This window comes from Nostoc flagelliforme FACHB-838, assembly GCF_014698065.1.
In the GTDB taxonomy this organism is placed as follows: domain Bacteria; phylum Cyanobacteriota; class Cyanobacteriia; order Cyanobacteriales; family Nostocaceae; genus Nostoc; species Nostoc flagelliforme_B.
The window spans coordinates 37,968-57,033 of record NZ_JACJSI010000020.1; the positions used below are offsets into that span (position 1 = coordinate 37,968).

The 19,066-nt window shown below is 42.3% G+C and carries 18 protein-coding genes and 2 riboswitches; of the genes, 7 read left to right on the forward strand and 11 right to left on the reverse strand.

The features are described from left to right. Window positions 1-54: 54 nt before the first annotated feature. Window positions 55-3,174 carry an MFS transporter gene (locus H6G97_RS12735; RefSeq protein WP_190940963.1) on the reverse strand — a complete coding sequence of 1,040 codons (3,120 nt, stop codon included), beginning with the start codon at window positions 3,172-3,174 and terminating at the stop codon, window positions 55-57. A gap of 735 nt (window positions 3,175-3,909) precedes the next feature. Between H6G97_RS12735 and H6G97_RS12740 the strand changes: the two genes are divergently transcribed. Genes H6G97_RS12740 through H6G97_RS12760 form a run of 5 tightly spaced genes read left to right on the forward strand, consistent with a single transcriptional unit; the run spans window position 3,910 to window position 5,145 of the window. Then, entirely contained in the window at window positions 3,910-4,122 is a 213-nt protein-coding gene (locus tag H6G97_RS12740; protein ID WP_190940964.1) for a high light inducible protein, read from the forward strand. Between the two features lie 43 nt (window positions 4,123-4,165). Continuing rightward, window positions 4,166-4,378, forward strand: coding sequence for a high light inducible protein (locus tag H6G97_RS12745; protein ID WP_190940964.1), 213 nt, complete (start codon window positions 4,166-4,168; stop codon window positions 4,376-4,378). Between the two features lie 42 nt (window positions 4,379-4,420). After that, window positions 4,421-4,633, forward strand: coding sequence for a high light inducible protein (locus H6G97_RS12750; RefSeq protein ID WP_190940965.1), 213 nt, complete (start codon window positions 4,421-4,423; stop codon window positions 4,631-4,633). 43 nt (window positions 4,634-4,676) lie between these two features. Beyond that, window positions 4,677-4,889 carry a high light inducible protein gene (locus H6G97_RS12755; protein WP_190940966.1) on the forward strand — a complete coding sequence of 71 codons (213 nt, stop codon included), beginning with the start codon at window positions 4,677-4,679 and terminating at the stop codon, window positions 4,887-4,889. A gap of 43 nt (window positions 4,890-4,932) precedes the next feature. Next, on the forward strand, window positions 4,933-5,145 hold the full coding sequence (locus H6G97_RS12760; RefSeq protein WP_190940967.1) for a high light inducible protein: 213 nt from the start codon (window positions 4,933-4,935) through the stop codon (window positions 5,143-5,145). A gap of 128 nt (window positions 5,146-5,273) precedes the next feature. Here H6G97_RS12760 and H6G97_RS12765 read toward each other — a convergent pair whose 3' ends face one another. The 5 genes from H6G97_RS12765 to ntrB form a co-directional block, all read right to left on the reverse strand. Beyond that, window positions 5,274-6,611, reverse strand: coding sequence for an SLC13 family permease (locus H6G97_RS12765; protein ID WP_190940968.1), 1,338 nt, complete (start codon window positions 6,609-6,611; stop codon window positions 5,274-5,276). Window positions 6,612-6,724: 113 nt separating this feature from the next. Beyond that, entirely contained in the window at window positions 6,725-7,345 is a 621-nt protein-coding gene (locus H6G97_RS12770; RefSeq protein ID WP_190941009.1) for a universal stress protein, read from the reverse strand. A gap of 224 nt (window positions 7,346-7,569) precedes the next feature. Further along, window positions 7,570-7,684, reverse strand: a riboswitch (cyclic di-AMP (ydaO/yuaA leader). Window positions 7,685-7,723: 39 nt separating this feature from the next. Then, window positions 7,724-8,560, reverse strand: a complete 837-nt coding sequence (locus H6G97_RS12775) for an ABC transporter ATP-binding protein (protein ID WP_190941010.1) — start codon at window positions 8,558-8,560, stop codon at window positions 7,724-7,726. Window positions 8,561-8,613: 53 nt separating this feature from the next. Continuing rightward, on the reverse strand, window positions 8,614-10,056 hold the full coding sequence (locus H6G97_RS12780; protein ID WP_190940969.1) for an ABC transporter substrate-binding protein: 1,443 nt from the start codon (window positions 10,054-10,056) through the stop codon (window positions 8,614-8,616). 88 nt (window positions 10,057-10,144) lie between these two features. Beyond that, window positions 10,145-10,996, reverse strand: a complete 852-nt coding sequence (gene ntrB / locus H6G97_RS12785) for a nitrate ABC transporter permease (protein ID WP_190940970.1) — start codon at window positions 10,994-10,996, stop codon at window positions 10,145-10,147. A 99-nt stretch (window positions 10,997-11,095) separates the two neighbouring features. Further along, window positions 11,096-11,303, reverse strand: a riboswitch (cyclic di-AMP (ydaO/yuaA leader). Between the two features lie 413 nt (window positions 11,304-11,716). Between ntrB and H6G97_RS12790 the strand changes: the two genes are divergently transcribed. Further along, on the forward strand, window positions 11,717-12,907 hold the full coding sequence (locus tag H6G97_RS12790) for a sensor histidine kinase (RefSeq protein WP_190940971.1): 1,191 nt from the start codon (window positions 11,717-11,719) through the stop codon (window positions 12,905-12,907). Window positions 12,908-13,123: 216 nt separating this feature from the next. On the opposite strand, the gene H6G97_RS12795 is transcribed toward H6G97_RS12790, so the two are convergent. After that, window positions 13,124-14,434 carry an aminopeptidase P N-terminal domain-containing protein gene (locus tag H6G97_RS12795; protein ID WP_190940972.1) on the reverse strand — a complete coding sequence of 437 codons (1,311 nt, stop codon included), beginning with the start codon at window positions 14,432-14,434 and terminating at the stop codon, window positions 13,124-13,126. A gap of 393 nt (window positions 14,435-14,827) precedes the next feature. Here H6G97_RS12795 and H6G97_RS12800 point away from each other — a divergent pair, with 393 nt between their 5' ends. Further along, window positions 14,828-16,045, forward strand: a complete 1,218-nt coding sequence (locus tag H6G97_RS12800) for an FG-GAP repeat domain-containing protein (protein WP_190940973.1) — start codon at window positions 14,828-14,830, stop codon at window positions 16,043-16,045. A gap of 101 nt (window positions 16,046-16,146) precedes the next feature. Here H6G97_RS12800 and H6G97_RS12805 read toward each other — a convergent pair whose 3' ends face one another. From H6G97_RS12805 to ybeY, 4 genes are all read right to left on the reverse strand, one after another. Beyond that, window positions 16,147-16,914 (reverse strand): MBL fold metallo-hydrolase, encoded by a 768-nt coding sequence (locus tag H6G97_RS12805; RefSeq protein WP_190940974.1) that lies wholly within the window; start codon window positions 16,912-16,914, stop codon window positions 16,147-16,149. A gap of 3 nt (window positions 16,915-16,917) precedes the next feature. Next, entirely contained in the window at window positions 16,918-17,517 is a 600-nt protein-coding gene (locus tag H6G97_RS12810) for an anthranilate synthase component II (protein WP_190940975.1), read from the reverse strand. Window positions 17,518-17,814: 297 nt separating this feature from the next. Further along, the gene (locus tag H6G97_RS12815; RefSeq protein ID WP_190940976.1) at window positions 17,815-18,270 is read right to left on the reverse strand and encodes a diacylglycerol kinase family protein; all 456 of its coding nucleotides are present in this window, start codon (window positions 18,268-18,270) and stop codon (window positions 17,815-17,817) included. Between the two features lie 154 nt (window positions 18,271-18,424). Beyond that, complete coding sequence (gene ybeY / locus H6G97_RS12820; RefSeq protein ID WP_190941011.1) at window positions 18,425-18,952, reverse strand: rRNA maturation RNase YbeY; 528 nt, start codon at window positions 18,950-18,952, stop codon at window positions 18,425-18,427. Window positions 18,953-19,066: the final 114 nt, after the last annotated feature.

Genomic DNA, 19,066 nt, shown 5'->3' on the forward strand with positions numbered 1-19,066 from the left:
AAAAAAGCCTCCCATCGCGGGAGGCTTAAATGTTAGCGGAGAAAACTTGTTAAACTACTGCGTAGCTACAGCAATCACTCCTCCTAATGCAGAGAAAATCGCGGAGACCGTTGCTGTGGCAAACAACCACCAAGCGGCTGTAGCTGCGGCTTTGCGGGTTTCTTCCGCTTGCCGTTGTGCTTGATGCTTCACTTCTTCTAGACGGCGTTGGGCTTCGCGCTGTATGCGTTCTGCACGTTGCAATACTGTGTTGCGGGCCCGTTCAATTTGGTCAATGATCCGGTTGGCATCTTCCTCAGAGATGTCCTCACGGGAACTCATTATTGCCACTAGGGTATCACGGTCAAAAGAGGACAGGCGATCGCGCAGGGCATCAAACCCTGCCTGCGGATCGTCAAAAAATGTGCGAACATCGTGCTTGATATTATCATAGTTAAGTTCCGGGCGATCCAGGGAGTTGAGATAGTTACGAATGCGGGCAAAAACCCCGTCAATCGCATCTTGAATGCCCCTTTGGATGTTCCGGACTTGTTCGACAAATTGATCCCTTACGGATACAATGTTATCGGCAATCCGCGCTGCTTCTTCATCGGACATATCTTCCCGAATTTTCAGCAGGGCGATGATCGTAGAACGGTCAAAATGGGAAAGGCGATCGCTAAAACTTTCTACCCCAACTCGCGGATCGTGCAGAAGTAGTTGTAAGTCGCGCTTGATACCTTCAGGATTAAGTTCTTCTTTGCCAGTTTGCCGCAGATACTCTTCCAGATAAGCTTTGAATGTTTCCACTCTTTGCTGTGTACGGCTAGCTAAACGACGAGGCGCACGCACAAAGTTGCGAATCGAAGTTTGCGTGGAATCAATGATTTCATTGATTTGTTGTTCACTCAAATCTTGGCGTTGACTCAGCAACTTCACTAGTGTATCTCGGTCTATCTGCGACAAACGGTGACGTAGTGCTACGGCTCCCTCTTTAGGATTTTCAAACAATCTGGTCAAATCTCGCCCAATACCTTCTGGGTTCAGTTCTTGTTTACCAGTATTCCGCAAATAATCTGCGATCGTCGAAGTAACAGAGTCGTATTGCTCTTTAGCTTTATCCGCTACAGCTTGGGGTGCATGGCGAATACTATGCCACGACTCCTCAGCAGAATTGATAATTTGATTAACTTGATCTTCACTCAAATCTTGCCGTTGACTTAACAACTGCACCAAGGTATCGCGGTCAAAGCGAGATAACCGCGCCCGAATTGAGCTAATTCCAGCTTGGGGGTCTTCTAGTAATCTTTTGAATTCTGCGCGGATGGCATCAGGATTCAGTTCAGATTTTCCGGTGTTACGCAGATATGATTCTACATTCAGCCACAGGGTTTCTGCTTGATATTGCGCCTGTTCTGCTAATCCTTTGGATTCTACCAAAACGCGATCGCGTTGTTTTTCCAACTCTTCGAGAATGCTGTCTACTTCATATAGCTGCACATCATTACGTTGCAGCAATATCGACCGAATTTCCTGACGATCAAGGTGGGCTAGTCGCAATGTCAGGGTTTCATAGTCTGCATCTGGGTCTTGCAACAGTGGTCTGAAATTCTGCTCAATGCCTTCTGCTGTCAAATCGGCTTTCGGAGTAACTAGCAGATAACTTTCTACTGCTCGTTGCAAGTCTTGGACTATCTCTCTTTCTTCAATACCTGTAACTATCACTAGCACATCTTTGCGGACAAATTCTAACTGATCTGCAATGCGCTGAATTTGGGCTTGCGTAAGCAGTCCCCGTTGTTGCAAGATATTGACGAAATCGTTGCGGGATAGTCGTTCTAGTTCCCTGCGGACTATTCCAGGGTCAGCTGCTGGGTCATAGAGGACATCACGAAATTCCTGGGCAATTCTTTCTGGGCTTAGTTGCCAAGCATAAGTGTTGTGCAGGTAGTTTTCGACATCAGCCCGAATTGGGCTATAGGGTTGTGATGGTGTTGGCAACCCTAGCTTATCTGCTTGTTGAGTGACTTTATCTTTGGCGGTGGTGAGACTACGCAAGATTTTTTCCACATCCAAATCAGGCAAATCTGTGCGCCCCAACACAGTGGCAGTTAAGGCGGATAGTGCTTGCTGGATTGTACTTTGCGTTGCGCTAGGGGCTGCTTTTTGGTCAGCTTCTTTGGAACTACCCTGTTCTGCTAATAACCGATCCAGTTTGGCGTTGAGTTCATCTGTTTTGTTTTGTCCTGCTGGAAGTGATTTCAGATAATCCATCAACTCACCCAGACGGTCTTGGGTGGGTAGTTGTTGACCTACTACTTGCTGCCAAACTTTATATAATGTATCAGCAATCCGGGTAACGTCCTTTTTGGAAAGGTCGGTGCGGCTGCTAACTAACTCGATAAACTTCTGGCGGTCGATGTTGCGAATATCTGGAGTCCCTGCGATCGCTTTTAATTGTGGATCGTTGAGTAAATTTTCAAAGTCACTCCGAATCTTTGACAAATCTAGCTCTGGAGGACGCAGCTTGTCTAAGTAATCTTCTATATTCTCGCGGATACTTCCAGGGTCGATGGCGCTTCCTAATTCTCGGCGGACGGCGGCGGCGGCGGCTTCAGCTGTCGCTACAACTTGGTTATTGACAGCCTTTGCGCCCAGTGCAGCGGTGGCTGTGCCCATAATCGCCTGAAAACCGGAAGTTGCCGTATTGACGACTGAGCCAATTAAGGAACCCACGGTGGTGGAACTTACCCAGACGAGGAGCAAAAAGTAAGCGCCCCAGATCACCAAGCCGAGAATCGCCCCCAATACTGGGTCTAAGATTACCAGGCTCAATTTAACCGCGAGAAAAGAAGCGATTAATAAGGCGATCGTCACAGTGACTAATGTCCAAAGCCCCACTGCGGTGCCAATTTTGCGAATGTTACCGCCCAAACTTTCCGCTTCCCCACTATCTGAATCTGAGTCAGATGAGTGCCCCAGGTAGGAAATACCGGCTGCAAGAGAAAGATTAGTTAGAACTAATTGGAAAGCAAAGGCTAAGATCACGCCGGAGATTAAAGCCACAAAAAAGCGCGGCCCAGAAACTAGACCCGATGCCTGTGGTGGCGTTAGGTTTGAGGGATCTGCTGGAATCTGTGCCACCCACAATAGTGGTTTGTACAGTCCCAGCATGATTTCCGTACTTTGGAACATTGTATTTCCTTCTTCTAAGGTTTAAATTTGGGGAATTAAGATTTTCTTGAGAAGCAACTCTTAGTATTTATGTATGTTTGTACCTATGGCAATACCTAACTCATTAGCTCAGAATCCTGGAATTTGGCTATTTAAAGCATCTCTCTAAAGATTGAAAAGTGTATCCAGCGAAAGATATAACTTTTATTATCCTTCGGTGGGAATCTTAATCAAATTACCACCTGCTCTTAATTATGTATAGCTAATTTTTACTTTTTAATTGCTTATTTGTAGCGATTTATTCTGTTTAAGTTATAGTTCTTTTATAAGTTCTTTACATCTATTTACATATTTGTTTTTAGTCACCCTCTCAAGGTGGATTTGTCTAAAAAAATACGTTTCTAATAATCGTCCAGAAGAAGTGCCTGTGGTTTGTACCCAGAGACATAAATAAGTCTAGTGATAAACAGCTACATTAAAGTTAACAAATGAATCGTTGAGGATAAAAAAATGGTAACTCGCTTTTCCTTATAGAGATTTGCCACCATTTCCAACAGAATGGAATCGCAAATATCGCAATTAAATTTTGTTTGGCTAGACTCCTCAAGCCGAAATTCGGAACGGTCATTTTGCAATAATTGGCTTTTTTGCCTATTTATTTTGGTATTTAGCAGGCTATAGCGTTGTTCGTGACGTTTTGCGCTTAGTTAGCTACTGAAACATCACTTGAAACATTACTAGATATCGGAGAAAAAAATGGCAACTCAAGAGACTCGTCCTTCTACAGATTTACCACCTGTTGCAGCAGAATACAACGGCGTAGATCGCAACGCATTTTTGTTTGGCTGGACTCCTCAAGCGGAAATTTGGAATGGTCGCTTTGCAGCAATTGGTTTTCTAGCTTATTTATTGTGGGATTTAGCAGGCTATAGCGTTGTTCGTGACGTTTTACGCATAGTTGGCTACTAGAACATTAAACACCTGAAAGACTACTAGATAATTGGAGAAAAAAATGGCAACTCAAGAGACTCGTCCTTCTACAGATTTACCACCTGTTGCAGCAGAATACAACGGCGTAGATCGCAACGCATTTTTGTTTGGCTGGACTCCTCAAGCGGAAATTTGGAATGGTCGCTTTGCAGCAATTGGTTTTCTAGCTTATTTATTGTGGGATTTAGCAGGCTATAGCGTTGTTCGTGACGTTTTACGCATAGTTGGCTATTAGAACATTAAACACCTGAAAAATTACTAGATATTGGAGAAAAAAATGGCAACTCAAGAGACTCGTCCTTCTACAGATTTACCACCTGTTGCAGCAGAATACAACGGCGTAGATCGCAACGCATTTTTGTTTGGCTGGACTCCTCAAGCGGAAATTTGGAATGGTCGCTTGGCAGCAATTGGCTTTCTAGCTTATTTATTGTGGGATTTAGCAGGCTATAGCGTTGTTCGTGACGTTTTACGCATAGTTGGCTATTAGAACATTAAACACCTGAAAAATTACTAGATATTGGAGAAAAAAAATGGCTACTCAAGGAACTCGTCCTTCTACAGATTTACCACCTGTTGCAGCAGAATACAACGGCGTAGATCGCAACGCATTTTTGTTTGGCTGGACTCCTCAAGCGGAAATTTGGAATGGTCGCTTGGCAGCAATTGGCTTTCTAGCTTATTTATTGTGGGATTTAGCAGGCTATAGCGTTGTTCGTGACGTTTTACGCATAGTTGGCTACTAGAACATTAAACACCTGAGAAACTACTAGATATTGGAGAAAAAAAATGGCTACTCAAGGAACTCGTCCTTCTACAGATTTACCACCTGTTGCAGCAGAATACAACGGCGTAGATCGCAACGCATTTTTGTTTGGCTGGACTCCTCAAGCGGAAATTTGGAATGGTCGCTTGGCAGCAATTGGATTCCTTGCCTATTTACTTTGGGATTTAGCTGGTTATAGCGTCTTACGGGATGTGCTACACCTAATTGGATATTAAGGGATAGCTCAGGATGGATAAGTATCTGAGTGTAAATAAAGAAATTACTCAGAAACCCGACTTCTCACCAAAAGTCGGGGATTTACCTCCTGAGCATTTTATATTTAATTAGGTTGGGGTTTCCCTACCTAGAGCAAAAAGCGAATTAACACGTACAAAGCCGAAGCTACTAGTTGCAATACCATCACTGGGATACCGTAGTGTAGAAAAGTTTTAAACGAGATGCGGCGTCCATGCTGCTCAGAAATCCCGGCGGCTACAATGTTAGATGATGCTCCTACGAGTGTGCCATTACCTCCCAAAGTTGCACCAAACATCATCGCATAAAACAGTGGTAATACTTCTGGCGGAAACTGCCCTTGAAAGTCTTGTGCTAAAATTTCTGCGGGTGCTAATCCGACAGTAACAATGTATTGTTTGAGTAAGGGCACCATCCCCACCACTAAAGGAATATTAGGCACTACGCTAGATAATATCCCCACAGAAAATAATAAAACTAGGGAACCCAAGGTAATATTTTTCCCTAAAATTGCTGCCAATACTCCTGATAAACCATTAATTACGCCTGTTTTTTCTAACCCTCCAATTAGCACAAAAATACTCATAAAAAATATTAATGTACTCCAGTCTACATCCCGCAAAATGTTGTTAACTGAATCTATTTTGCTATGGTGAGATAAAAGCAAAGCTAAAGCTGCTCCTAACAAAGCTGCGGCAGCAGGCGAGATGGGAACTGGTAGAGATTCTCCGATCACAAAAAATAGCAGGACGAAAAATACAATAACTGCACCGATGCTTAAAACTCGTGGATGATTGATTTGTGGATGTGGCAGTTCTTCAAGATTATCTAGCTGTGTATTCCAAATTTTGCGGAACAAAAATGGTAGTGTTGCAATTACTATGACAATGGCAATTACTCCCCCTAAACTCAACTTGAATAAATAATCTGTAAAGCTGATATTCACAGCGTCACCAACAATAAATGTAGCTGGATCTCCAACTAAAGTTAGCAGTCCAGCACTATTGGCGATTAACACCATTAAAATTAGTAAAGGTACAAAGTTTATTCCTATTTCCTGAGCCATTGGGGGAATTAAAGGTGCTAATAACATTACTGTTGTGGCATTCGGCAATACTGCACAGATAGGCGTAACAATAGCCACAATACCAAGTAATAAACGTTTGCCTTGCCCTTTAGCTATGAGTACTATTTGAGTAGCTAAATAATCAAATATCTTGGTAGGCTCAAAAGCCCGCACTAACACCATAACTCCAAAGAATAAACCGAGTGTTCCATGACTTCTGCCGATGTAACCAACAGCTTCTTGTAAAGACATGACGTTGGTAAAAACTAATAACAATGCTCCCAATAATGCCGCAATGGTGAGATGTACCCATTCCGTCATTACTAAAACAATGACGCTTATAAATGTAACAACGCTGAGGATTGCTTGCCAGTTTTCCACATCATAACTCCCGAAGTGTAGTTGGTTGCATAGTAGCGAAAAAAGCCACCTAGTTATAGGTGACTTATCTATGATTACAATTAGATAAAAATTACTGAAAGTTTTAACAGTGATTATTCATCAATACAACTGGGAATACCCAAAACGGCACAGGGAAAATTAGAATTTAGTGCCTCAATCATCGGATGATTAACAGAGTTGCAACCCAGAAACAGAATATCAGCAGCTTCTGATTCAACAACTTTGGTAATTTCTGTAGAAATACTGCCAAACCGTAAATGAGATTTGAAAGAACCCTGCCATTCTTCAGCTAGACTTCGGGCTTGCCAGAGAATTATATCTGCTTGTTGCAGGGGAGTTACCACTGCCTGTAATTGGGGTTGAATTAATACCTGTGTGCCAGACTTTGATAGTTCACTGATTTGACATTCCAATGGAGGCTGTTGTATTGGTAAGCTCAAGATATTTGGATACTGGCTTTTTGAATTGTCTTCTAACACATAAACAGCTTGAACTGTAACTTCTGCATTGGTGGCTAAACGCGTTTGGTGGGCAATCCAGAAAGCAATATCTAGCGCCGTATGACTATTAGGAGATCCGTCATAAGCAACAATTAAATTAACTGCTTTTGCTTTTTGAGTTTTTTTAGAAAAAGGTTTTTTTGGTTCTGGCAACAGTACCATTTGTTCAATTAAGTCATCTCGACCTGTGGCACTTTGCAGACGTGCTAACATTGGCTTTATTTGCACAGCTTTACTTCTCCCAATGAAATAAATTAACAATGAGAAGCAGGGTGACAAATTTTAGATTTTTGGACTTCGGTTTACCTCGGCTCCGTTCGCACAAGTCGCTCAGTCGAACGATTCTGGATTTTTAGATGGAGTGACGATAACCAAAAGTTCAAATCTTAAATCAGTCAAGGAAACCCCAATAATAACTGTATTACAGCCAAACTGTTGGGGGTTCCTTCCATTGCCTACGGAGTTAGCTGACGGGCTAAGACTGGAAGGTGTCTCTCATAAGATTAGCCCCAAACATTGGTTCCTCCGTTCCAAATTCAGCTTTCATAAATTTGAATTAGGCTACCCACTAAAAAAAATGATAATCTAAATTTACTCGTCTTGGGCAAAATATCGATCAAGGAAATTTAGGGCGTGGTTGCGGAGTTCAAAATATTCTTTTGAGTTTCGCATGGCAGCGCGATCGCGTGGATGCTCAAAAGGAACTTCTAATATCTCTCCTATATTAGCAGCTGGGCCATTGGTCATCAAGACGATGCGATCGGACATATAGATTGCTTCATCTACGTCGTGGGTAATCATCATCACTGCTTGACGATTATTTTCCCAAATATCCAATACCTGCCGCTGCAATTTACCCCGAGTTAGCGCATCTAGTGCCCCAAAAGGTTCATCCATCAGTAACATTTTAGGACGAATTGCTAAAGCTCTGGCAATCCCTACTCGTTGTTTCATACCTCCAGAAATCTCATCAGGATATTTGTCAGCCGCCGCCGTCAAGTTTACCATTGCCAAGTGTTCATTTACAATGCTAATTTTTTCAGCTCGATTAGCATTTTTTAGCACTTCATCCACAGCTAAACGGATATTTTCTCGCACAGTTAACCAAGGTAACAGCGAATAATTCTGAAATACCATCATCCGTTCGGCTCCTGGCTTATAAATTTCTTTTCCATCTAGCCTTACTGAGCCGGAAGTTGCTTTTTCTAAACCAGCTACTATCTTTAGTAGGGTTGATTTTCCACAACCAGAGTGACCAATTACAGAAATATATTCATCTTCACCAATCGTCAGATTAACTCCATCTAAAACGACAAAATTACTTTTATCTGGTGTCGGATAAGACTTGACTAAATTTTCAATTTCTAAAAATCCAGGGTGGGGCAGAACTCCAGTCTGGGTATTAATAGGTAATGAAGTATATTCCATCATCAAATGCTCCCGAAATAATTGAGTCATCAGTCAATACTTGAACTTGGGATTTAAGACATGAAAAAGTTAGTGGGAGCATTAGCCCTGATAGCAAAACTGTTTAGATAGCCCACAGGATCGCTGGGGTCGAAGCCTTTCTTATCTATAAATACTTCTGGTGGTTCGACCTTGTAATCATCCTTGGGACACTCGATGCCCATTTCAGAGGCTATCTCCCGATATAAATCTGTTCTCCAGCCAAGTTCTGCTAGTTTCTCGGCATTTTTGGGGAATTCCTTAATTTGTCCCCACCGTGCTGCTTGCGTCATCATCCAGATACTTCTTGATCTCCATAAGAATGTGGAGTGTTCTGCTGGCTGTTTGGGAAGGTTGTCAGGAATATCGAAGAAAATCGTGGTGTCAGCGGCTTTGATGGTGCGGTCTTTACCGTCAAAGCCGCCATAGTTGTAGTTGCCGAGAATTCCCGGACTTGTAAATTTCGCAATTGGGGCATCTTTCTTTTTAGGTCTAGCACCTGTAAAGGAACGGTCTGTTATCAGTTCGGCGACTTCTTGGCGGTTTTCTACTTTGCTGCAATACTGACAGGCTTCAATCATTGCCTTGACTAAGGAACGATAGGTTTTGGGATATTTGTCGATGAAAGATTCCATCACTCCCAAAAGTCGATCTGGGTGTCCCAACCAGACTTCTTTGCCTTGTGCAAAGCTAAAGCCAATGTTTTCATTACCAGTTATTGCTCGTGTATTCCACGGTTCCGCAACCATGTAAGCTTGCATTGCACCAATCCGCACATTTGTCACCATTTGGGGTGGTGGAACGATGATGACGCGAAACTCTTTAAGCGGATCAACCCCTGCGGCTGCGGATAAATAACGGATAAAGTATTCGTAAATGGCGGAACTTAATACTACTGCCCAGACTTTGCCTTCTGCCGGTTGCTTCTCAAAGTAGTTTCGGAAATCGCGCCCAAAGGCTTCTAAAGCACCATCGCCATGTTGTTCTTGATATTCATACCACGGACGCAGCCCAAAATCCCACATGGCTTTGTTCATCGTCATGGCGTTACCGTGGCGGTGGATGGTCATGGCTGCACACAATGGGGCGTGGCGTGCGCCTTCAGCACCAATTCTGGCGTTGGTGACAGCACCAGATACCACGGGTGAAGCATCCAAGCGACCAAAAATTAAACCGTCGCGGGAGGTGGCCCAACTGGCTTCGCGGTTAAGTGTAACGTTCAAACCATATTTGCGGAAGAAGCCTTTTTTCCAGGCGATCGCAAATGGCGCACAATCATTAACAGGAACGTAACCAACTGTAATATCAGCTTTTTCTAGGTCGCCGCTTTTAACTACTGGCTGCACAGCTAAAGCTTCTTCGGTCAATCCTTTAGCCGATCTATCTGCGGAAACGCCACAGGAAGACAGCGCCATTCCCGCTGTTGTTGCTCCTATTCCCTTGATAATATCTCGTCGAGTCCAGATAATATCACCCATTTTTGTCGCTCCATTGGTGATTAATTGCTCACGCCTCAGGCGCAGAGTCTCGTTATATCTTGCTGTTTTGATAGCAGCCTAATTATTGTTAGTTAGAAGTTTTAGGGCGATGGGTGACTAATTCTTCGATTTTGCCCACGGCATAATCTAAAATTAACCCAGTTACACCAATTATCAACACAGCTAAAAAGACTGAACTCAGGTTTAAGCGACTCCATTCATCCCAGACAAAAAAGCCGATACCAACACCACCTGTAAGCATTTCCACGGCGACGATTACCAGCCAAGCTATGCCTAAACTAATTCGTAGACCTGTAAAAATATACGGCAAACTTGCAGGCCAAATTATCTTTGTAATCCGTCTCCAACGGGGCATTTCTAGCACTCGTGCCACATCTAAATAATCTTTGGGAACGCTAGAAACCCCTAAAGCGGTATTAATAATTGTCGGCCACAAGGAGGTAATAAAGATGACAAAAATTGCTGAAGGATCTGCCAAATTGAAAATTGCTAAGGCGATGGGCAGCCAAGCTAGGGGCGATACGGGTTTAAAAATTTGAATGATGGGATTAAGCGCTAGCATTGCCGGTCTGGACATACCAATTAGAAACCCCAGGGGAATCGCTACTACCGCACCTAACAAAAAGCCTATTAATACCCGACGCAGACTTGCTATTAACAACCAACCAATTCCTAAGTTGCCTGGGCCTCGCTGGTAGAAGGGATTTAAGATGTAGTCTAAATTAGCAATTAAGGCTTCTGGTGGAGTGGGCATCAATTCATGGTTGGCAAGTGCAACAATCCACCACAGCACAATTATTCCCAAGAACCCCAACACAGGTAGAAAAAAGACATCTCTAACGATGACAGGTTTTGTCTTTTTCCAAGCGGCTTGCCCAGCGATCGCTGCGATCGCTGCTAAATTTAATTGAAATATCATTTACGACCTCAACAGATTTAAGTGCAGGTACAAAAATCCGAGCAGTACCAGCCTTGGACACCGATGAGATCGGAACATTATAAAAATAATGCCGTCTCTTCAGTCTCCTCTCAATGCCTACGAAGTTAGCTGACGGGCTAGGGCTGAGAGATGCCCTTCTGAAGAAAGTTATCAGTTATGAGTTGAGTATTTAGTAAACTAACTTCTTACTCCCAACTCTTCACTTTCTATGAGATACGCCCCACAATTTGGTTCCTCCGCTCCAGCGTTATGCACTATGACACGCTGAATTAAGCTGACTTACTCTAATGGATACTAAACTATGCACAATATAACATCAATGCTCAGTAAAAGCTATCTATCTTATGATAAATCTTGTTAATTTTAATACCAATCTTAAGTATTGGTATTAGTTTTAGGTAGCTAATTAAACTTCTGCTTTTACTTGTGTTGTGAGTGAATTCCTTGCATAGACAGCTAAATAATATAGTCTAGCCAAGCATTAAGAATGTTATGTGCTTGATTAATCTTTTTTAATAGAAAACGGAATATACGGATAAAATTTTATATAAGGCTACTTAATTAGCAAACACAATAATATGTATAATATATTCCTTTTGGTAGGTGAACTAAGTTGTTAAGTTTGGTAAAAACCACTGCACTCGCTAAACTAATTGGATATGAAAGTTTCTCATCTATCTCCTAGCTGAATTTAACATAATGGATTTTAGTCAAGTACTGGCTGAAAAAACGCACACTATCCTCGATAAATGGATTTTAGCAGTTCGCAAGGATAGACGGATTGAAAGTGCTGATGACCTATCTTATACAGCGGTAAAGGATCACATCCCTGATGTTTTGAAAGCAATGGTAACGGTGCTTTCAAAAACTCAGGATAATGATATTGAGTCGATAGTTACTGCCAGTTTCCAGCATGGAGCTATTCGAGCCGAACAAGGCTTTGATCCAGCAGAAATAGCCAGAGAATATCATTTGCTGCGAACAGTAATATTTGATGCTCTACAAGTAGATTTATTGGGGGGAACACCTGTAGAGATAATTCGTTCCATACGTTTGATTGACGCTATCATAGACGAAGCGATCGCTCGATGCTTCAAGAGTTATGTTGAGGAACGCTTGCGGGAATTACAGCAGTTACAAGCATCACTAACGCTCCATAATGAGGAACTCACGCGGTTAATTAGTGCTAATCAAGAGTATCTTTCCCAACTAGCTCACGAATTAAAACATCCTCTAACTTCTATTATTGGTTATTCGGATCTGTTTTTACGCCAACAAGGACGAAAGGCTGATATAAAAGAAAAATATACTAATTTAGAACATATTGAGCGGGTACTACGCAATGGTAGACAGTTACTCCATTTAATCAATGATGTATTAGAACTTTCCCGCTATGAGGCAGGACAGATAAAAATCCAATTAGTGCCTACCGATGTGCGGGAACTAATCGATAATGTCTGTCAAATGTTGGAACCTTTAGCTGTGGGAAAAAATTTACAAATCGTAGTCGATTGCGATCGCGCACCCGGAAAGTTAATTACAGATTCTTTTCAATTACAACAAATTATTACAAATCTTATTAGTAATGCAATTCGTTATACAGAGTCGGGGACTATTATTACAATATGTCAAGTGTTAGATAACCAGAGATGGGCGATTGCAGTTTCTGACACTGGAGTTGGCATTGCACTCGAAAACCAAGCCCAGATATTTGAACCTTACTTTCGCGTGAGTTCTAGCGATCGTCCCTATCTTCCTGATAGTACAGGATTGGGGTTAGCGATCGTCTCGCGTTTAGTAAAACTATTACAAGGCCAAATTAACCTAGTATCAGAGGTAGGCGTTGGTTCCACCTTCACCGTTATTTTTCCTTTAGAAGTGAAGTTTTAAAAGTATTGGGCGATTGGAAGTCTCAGCTACACGAGCAAAGTCTACCTTGATGGACTAATACAAAATCAAAGATTTTAAACCCACGGATGTGGGTTTTGTATTTCGACTACGCTCAACACAAGTCTGTATAGCCGCGATTTCCAATCGCCGGGGCTTTACAAATATGCTCTTAGGGATGGTAGATACCATCCCCATTTTTGTCAAGAAAAGCAGTCTTCAACTTTCTATTTCATCTACTGCTTTGGGAACTCCCGCAGTTAACACCTCATGTCCATCAGATGTAACTAAGACATCATCCTCAATACGAATACCAATGCCAACCCATCGAGGATCGGTCTCTGGTTGGTCTTCTGCTAGTTTGGTATCAGGTACTATATATAGTCCTGGTTCTACTGTCAAAATTTGACCTGGTTGCAAAATTTGCGGTTTGTCTTCACCATGCTGGTAAACGCCCACATCATGGACATCTAAACCCAACCAATGACTGGTGCGGTGCATATAATATGGCTTATATTTTTCTTCTTCAATTAACTTATCAATTTCACCTTTGAGAATGCCAAGTTCGACTAAACCTTCTGTGAGAACACGTACTGCTGTATCGTGAACTAATTTGAAGGGATTACCTGGTTGAATTTGAGCGATCGCTTGTTTTTGTGCTTCTAAAACAATCTCATACAGTGTCTTTTGTTCTGGCGTAAATTTACCCCCAACAGGAAATGTCCGGGTAATATCAGAATTGTAATAACCGTAAGCACAACCAGCATCAATTAGCAGTAATTCTCCATCCTGCATTTGACGATTATTTTCAATGTAGTGGAGTACGCAAGCATTCACACCGGAAGCCACAATCGAAGGATAAGCTGGCCCCATTCCACCCCGCACTCGAAAGATGCGTTCCATCTCCGCCTGTATTTCGTACTCATAACGTCCAGGTGCGGCGATTTCTTGGGCATAATTGTGTGCTTCAGTTGCGATCGCAACTGCTTGACGCATCAATTCCAACTCAGCTTCACTTTTGATTAATCTCATGCTGCTGAGGACAGGGCCAGTATCTTCAATAGCGATTGGCCCTGTACCGCGCTTAGGGTAAGTCCGCAGTAAACTTTGGTAATGTCCTAAAATTTGGTTATTAAAAGTGCGATCGCGTCCTAAGTGATAGTAAATCCGGCTGGCTTTTTCCAAATACTGCGGCAATTTTTCATCTAACTCGCTAATGGGGTACGCTTCATCAGCACCATAAATTTCCTTTGCTGCATCTACCCCATTAAGATAACCAGTCCATACTTCCTTTTCACGATCCTTCGGTTGGACAAATAGCACAAACCGATGTTCTGCATGATGCGGTGCTAAAACTGCTACTGCCTGTGGTTCATTAAAACCAGTCAAGTAGAAAAAATCACTGTCTTGCCGATAAACATACTCGACATCGTTGTGCATCACTGCCATTGGCGCACTGCGAAAAATGGCTGTACCATCACCAATTTTTGCCATTAAATGCTCGCGGCGCTGCCGATATTCTGTTTGCATAGTTGATGTATTTATGAAAGTATTGTGTTATTTTACACTTTTGATAACCAGAGGATGCACAGATGGTGCTTCTCGCTAGTTGCTAATCTAAATTATTTTAGCCAATATTTATTTCTACTCAAGTCATCAGAGCTTGAAAAAAGAGAAAAACATAACCTAGTTTATTTTTAAATCATCACGCACATAAAACATTTTCTAATTGTTTAAATGGCACTTGAAATATTTTCATAAATCATTTAAAAGAAATAAAAGTTTGTGTTTAGAAACTGACATTAAGCAAAAAGAAATAGTTATAAAGAAATATTGAAAACCTACTAAATGTTATTTGGTTACAGAAAGAGGGTGCAAAATAAAGTTAAAAAAGGATAACAAACACAGTCATAAAAAATCACCATGTTTGAAAGTAAAAATCCCCAAAAGTCGGCTTTTAATACAAATACATCTGGACAGCCATTAGAACCTTTACAACAACCAAGCAGCTTAGAATTTACTTCTTATAATTCATCTCTTGGGGGTAGAAGTTCCTTACAATTGGAACCATCTGCGGTGGCATCAGCAAATCCCAATCCTAATCCTTACTTAACCAGTGCCGCAATTGTTCCTGACTTCAACGCTGATGGCAAAACAGACAAACTTTGGGTAAATACCCAAACCGGTGAGATTATCGTTCGCCTGATGGATGGGACAAGAGTTGTCGAACAGGGTTCTTTAGGTCAATTTGACTTAGCCGCCTATGATTACAAAATTGGCGAATTCAACAATGATGGCAAAACCGACTTCTTATTACGCAATAAGACAACCGGTGAGAATAGCATTGTCCTCATGGATGGTACAAGAGTTGCTAATGCGGCTTCTCTAACTAGCGTTGACCCAGCCTGGACTTCTCAGATTGGCGATTTCAACGGCGATCGCAAAACCGATATCTTCTGGCATAATGCTACAATCGGTGAAAATGCTATTTGGGAGATGGATGGCACTACAGTTGTAACTGCAACTGTTCTAGACACTACAGACACAGCACTAAATCCTACCATTGTTGATTTCGACGGCAATGGCAAGAGTGACATCTTCTGGCGCAATCAGACAACAGGCGATAACCTTGCTTGGTTTATGGATGGTACGCAAAAGACTGAATTTGCGCTGCAATCACAAGACGCAGCCTGGACTTATACCGTTGGCGATTTCAACGGCGATTTAAGCACTGACTTGCTGTGGAGAAACGCTGCAACAGGTGAGAACAAGATTTGGACAATGAGAGGTATCTTAGTCACAGAAGGTGCTTTGGGAACACTTGACTCATCGTGGACTTCCAAAATTGGTGATTTCAACGGTGATGGCAAGACCGATATATTCTGGCGCAATGGAACCACAGGTGCCAACACCGCTTGGTTGATGGATGGTACAACAGTTGCTACTGAAGCTTTCTTACCAACTAATAACGCGGCCTTGACACCATCTCTTGGCGATTTCAACGGTGATGGTAAGACCGATGTCTACTGGCGCGATCAGACAGCAGGTGCAGACAATATTTGGACTATAAATGAGACGACAGCCGTTGAGACTCCCATTAGCGAAGCAGATAAGCTTGGCCCAGAGTGGTATACGTTCTAAAACCCAATAAGTTCGGTTAAGACAATAGACATCAGGTGAAAAAGAATGTAGAGACGCGTTAGCGCAACAGGACGAAGTGCAATTTCGCGTCTCTACTCTTGTTAAAATTTGTAGCTCAAAACCTGAATTTCTCCATTTTCCGGCAATTTACCAGGATTAATGGAAATGCTGTCTCCGTTGCTACGCTTGACTGTCATACCTTGCATCAAGTTCAAAAAATCATCCACTGGCGCAATATCGCACTTAGCAGCATCAGCCGCCTGTGTGCGGTAATGGGTTGGAATCACCAACTTAGGATTTAACACTTGAATAGCCTGCTTTGCTTCCTCAGCATTGTAGGCTTTTGCACTGCCTCCCACTGGAATAAATGCCACATCAGGCCGTCCCATCAGGATTTTTTGCTCAATGGAAATGGGTGCGGCAGCTCCTCCTAAGTGTAAAATATTAATTCCGCCTTGCTTCCAACTCCAAGCGGTATTTGAGCCAAACTGCTTACCACCTTTGCGATCGTGGTCTATAGCAATTCCTTGGAACTTAATGCCTTTGAACTCGTAAACTCCTGGTTCGTAGATGAGTTTTGCATTTCCTGGTAATACATCTACAGCACCTTCATCCAGCAGTTGACTGCTAATCAGTACTAAATCTGCTGCAACTTTTGGTGGGCGATACCCAGCAGTACAGCCGACCGTCCGAAATGGATTTACAAGAATTTTTGCACCGCCACCAGTAAAAAGAAAGCAAGTATGACCCAACCACTGAACTGATAAACCGCTAGATTGTGCGTCAGCTTGAGATTCGGAACCCAAGGTAGTAAGCAAAGCTGTTACCAACCCCGCCCCAGCATAGCCCATCAACTGTCGTCGTTTCATTAATTACGCTCTCGACTTTAACTGTTCCAGAAAATTTTGCAATAACTGTTTTCCTGAAGATGTCAGGACACTCTCTGGGTGAAACTGGACGCCCTGAATGTGAGGATAGTTCCGGTGTCGCACTCCCATAATAGTGTTATCTTCAACCCAAGCGGTGATTTCTAACACATCTGGGCAAGTCTCACGTTCGATTACCAAACTATGATACCTGGTGGCGGTTAAAGGATTTTCTAATCCCCGAAAAACCCCCACCCCAGTGTGAGACACTTGAGAGGTTTTGCCATGCATCAACTCTGGAGCAGGAATTATTTTACCACCGAACACTTGACCAATGCTTTGATGTCCCAAACAAACACCCAAAATTGGTAACTCTTGTCCTAGCTGTTCAATCAATTCTAAAGAAATGCCAGCATCTTCTGGGCGACCAGGCCCAGGAGAAATAACTACGGCTTCCGGCTTTAATGCCCGAATCTCATCTATGGATATCTTATCGTTACGAAAAACTTTAATATCATCTGCCACTGGGAATTCTGCTGCTAATTCTCCCAGATACTGCACTAAATTATATGTAAAACTGTCGTAATTGTCGATAACTATAATCAAAGCTCATCACTCCTAGTTTTTACCACTCATCAGTTGCAAAAAGCATAGACAAGTATCTCATGCTATTTGTTTGCTAGGTGTAAAAATAACGCTGACGTGAACGCGTAGATATAAAGTAGCTACTTTACGACCAGCCACTTCCTAAAGATTACTAAGTAACTCTTTATCTAAAATGCTTGGCAGGATCGCACTACTTAAATTTTGAATGTGTTTTCCAAAGGGAATCGGACAGACGGTGATCCTCTTGGCGGCTCACTTTGCGATGCCTGCGGTAGACAACGCCTACGCCAATCACCTCTACAAAGCCGATATAATTAACCTTACCAGAGGAGGCAGTAATAGGATACTAGCTACCAGCACTGCTACCAAAGCAGATACAAGCACTGCACCAGCTGCACAATCTTTAGCAATTTTTGCCAAATCGTGGTATGTCTGCTTAACGGTTAAGTCTACAAGAGACTCGATCGCTGTATTGAGTAACTCTAATGCCAAAACTAAACCACTAGTTATCCCAATTACCGCTATTTCCACGGCTTGTAGATGCAAAAAAACGCTTAATGCGATCGCCATTGCACAAACACTTACGTGGATGCGAAAATTACGTTGAGTTTGAAAACTATAGCTGATTCCAGCCCAGGCATATTTAAAACTAACAAATAAATTAGAGGCTACTTTCCAGGAGAATTCCCGTTCGTTAGACACCAGTGTTTGTAACGAGGTAGGCGTTGGTGATGGAGAAATTTTTTGGGACATAGACTTAAAAACACAAGAATAGAGTTGCTACAGTGGGAATATTCGCCGATCTTAATGGCGAAATTAACTTTGAGGCAATCTTTAAGCAATTTTCCACAGAAGTATTATAAAAGTATTACCAAAAATTAACACTATAGGTATACACAAATTCCTGTTATTCTATGTCAATAGAAATACCTATTATGTTCAGCAATCTCACTTGCTGTTCTAACATTCGCCCCAAACTTTCTTCATCAGGATGATCCCAGCCCAACAGGTGCAACAAACCATGACTAGCTAACCAGGCTAGCTCAGTTGGTAAACTATGTTCCTGCTGTTGAGCTTGACGTTGTGCTGTGTCTACAGACACGATGATATCACCTAAGTATAATGGTATAGAAGCAAGCATTTCTTTACTTTGAGGAAAATCCACCTCCAAAGCAGCAAAGGCTAAAACGTCTGTAGGCTTATTCTGTTGACGATACTGGGCATTCAGTTCTTGAATTTGCGCGTCATCTGTCAAACGCAGCCCTATTTCATAACTTGGCGCTGGCGGAATCTGAGGGTGAAGTATTTCCAACCAGCGATTAAACCAATTTTCCCAAGTTTCAGCAGGAATTCGGGGATCAGTGTCCCCAATTTTTACAGACGTTGTCGGGGACAACTCGTAAAAATCATCCTCTACATATAGTTCAACGCTCAGGGGCACACAGTCTCCTAATCTGAGGTTTACGGTTTTTCGCTAAGACTGTCCTTTGTCATTGGTCATCTGTACTTTTAAATATAATTAATGACTAATGACTAATGACTAATGACT

Coding starts and splice junctions, on each gene's coding strand:
- H6G97_RS12735 (WP_190940963.1), bottom strand. CDS start 3,174: ATGTTCCAAAGTACGGAAATCATGCTGGGACTGTACAAACCACTATTG.
- H6G97_RS12790 (WP_190940971.1), top strand. CDS start 11,717: ATGGATTTTAGTCAAGTACTGGCTGAAAAAACGCACACTATCCTCGAT.
- H6G97_RS12795 (WP_190940972.1), bottom strand. CDS start 14,434: ATGCAAACAGAATATCGGCAGCGCCGCGAGCATTTAATGGCAAAAATT.
- H6G97_RS12740 (WP_190940964.1), top strand. CDS start 3,910: ATGGCAACTCAAGAGACTCGTCCTTCTACAGATTTACCACCTGTTGCA.
- H6G97_RS12775 (WP_190941010.1), bottom strand. CDS start 8,560: ATGGAATATACTTCATTACCTATTAATACCCAGACTGGAGTTCTGCCC.
- ntrB (WP_190940970.1), bottom strand. CDS start 10,996: ATGATATTTCAATTAAATTTAGCAGCGATCGCAGCGATCGCTGGGCAA.
- H6G97_RS12755 (WP_190940966.1), top strand. CDS start 4,677: ATGGCTACTCAAGGAACTCGTCCTTCTACAGATTTACCACCTGTTGCA.
- H6G97_RS12745 (WP_190940964.1), top strand. CDS start 4,166: ATGGCAACTCAAGAGACTCGTCCTTCTACAGATTTACCACCTGTTGCA.
- H6G97_RS12770 (WP_190941009.1), bottom strand. CDS start 7,345: ATGTTAGCACGTCTGCAAAGTGCCACAGGTCGAGATGACTTAATTGAA.
- H6G97_RS12760 (WP_190940967.1), top strand. CDS start 4,933: ATGGCTACTCAAGGAACTCGTCCTTCTACAGATTTACCACCTGTTGCA.
- H6G97_RS12805 (WP_190940974.1), bottom strand. CDS start 16,914: ATGAAACGACGACAGTTGATGGGCTATGCTGGGGCGGGGTTGGTAACA.
- H6G97_RS12800 (WP_190940973.1), top strand. CDS start 14,828: ATGTTTGAAAGTAAAAATCCCCAAAAGTCGGCTTTTAATACAAATACA.
- H6G97_RS12815 (WP_190940976.1), bottom strand. CDS start 18,270: ATGTCCCAAAAAATTTCTCCATCACCAACGCCTACCTCGTTACAAACA.
- H6G97_RS12780 (WP_190940969.1), bottom strand. CDS start 10,056: ATGGGTGATATTATCTGGACTCGACGAGATATTATCAAGGGAATAGGA.
- H6G97_RS12750 (WP_190940965.1), top strand. CDS start 4,421: ATGGCAACTCAAGAGACTCGTCCTTCTACAGATTTACCACCTGTTGCA.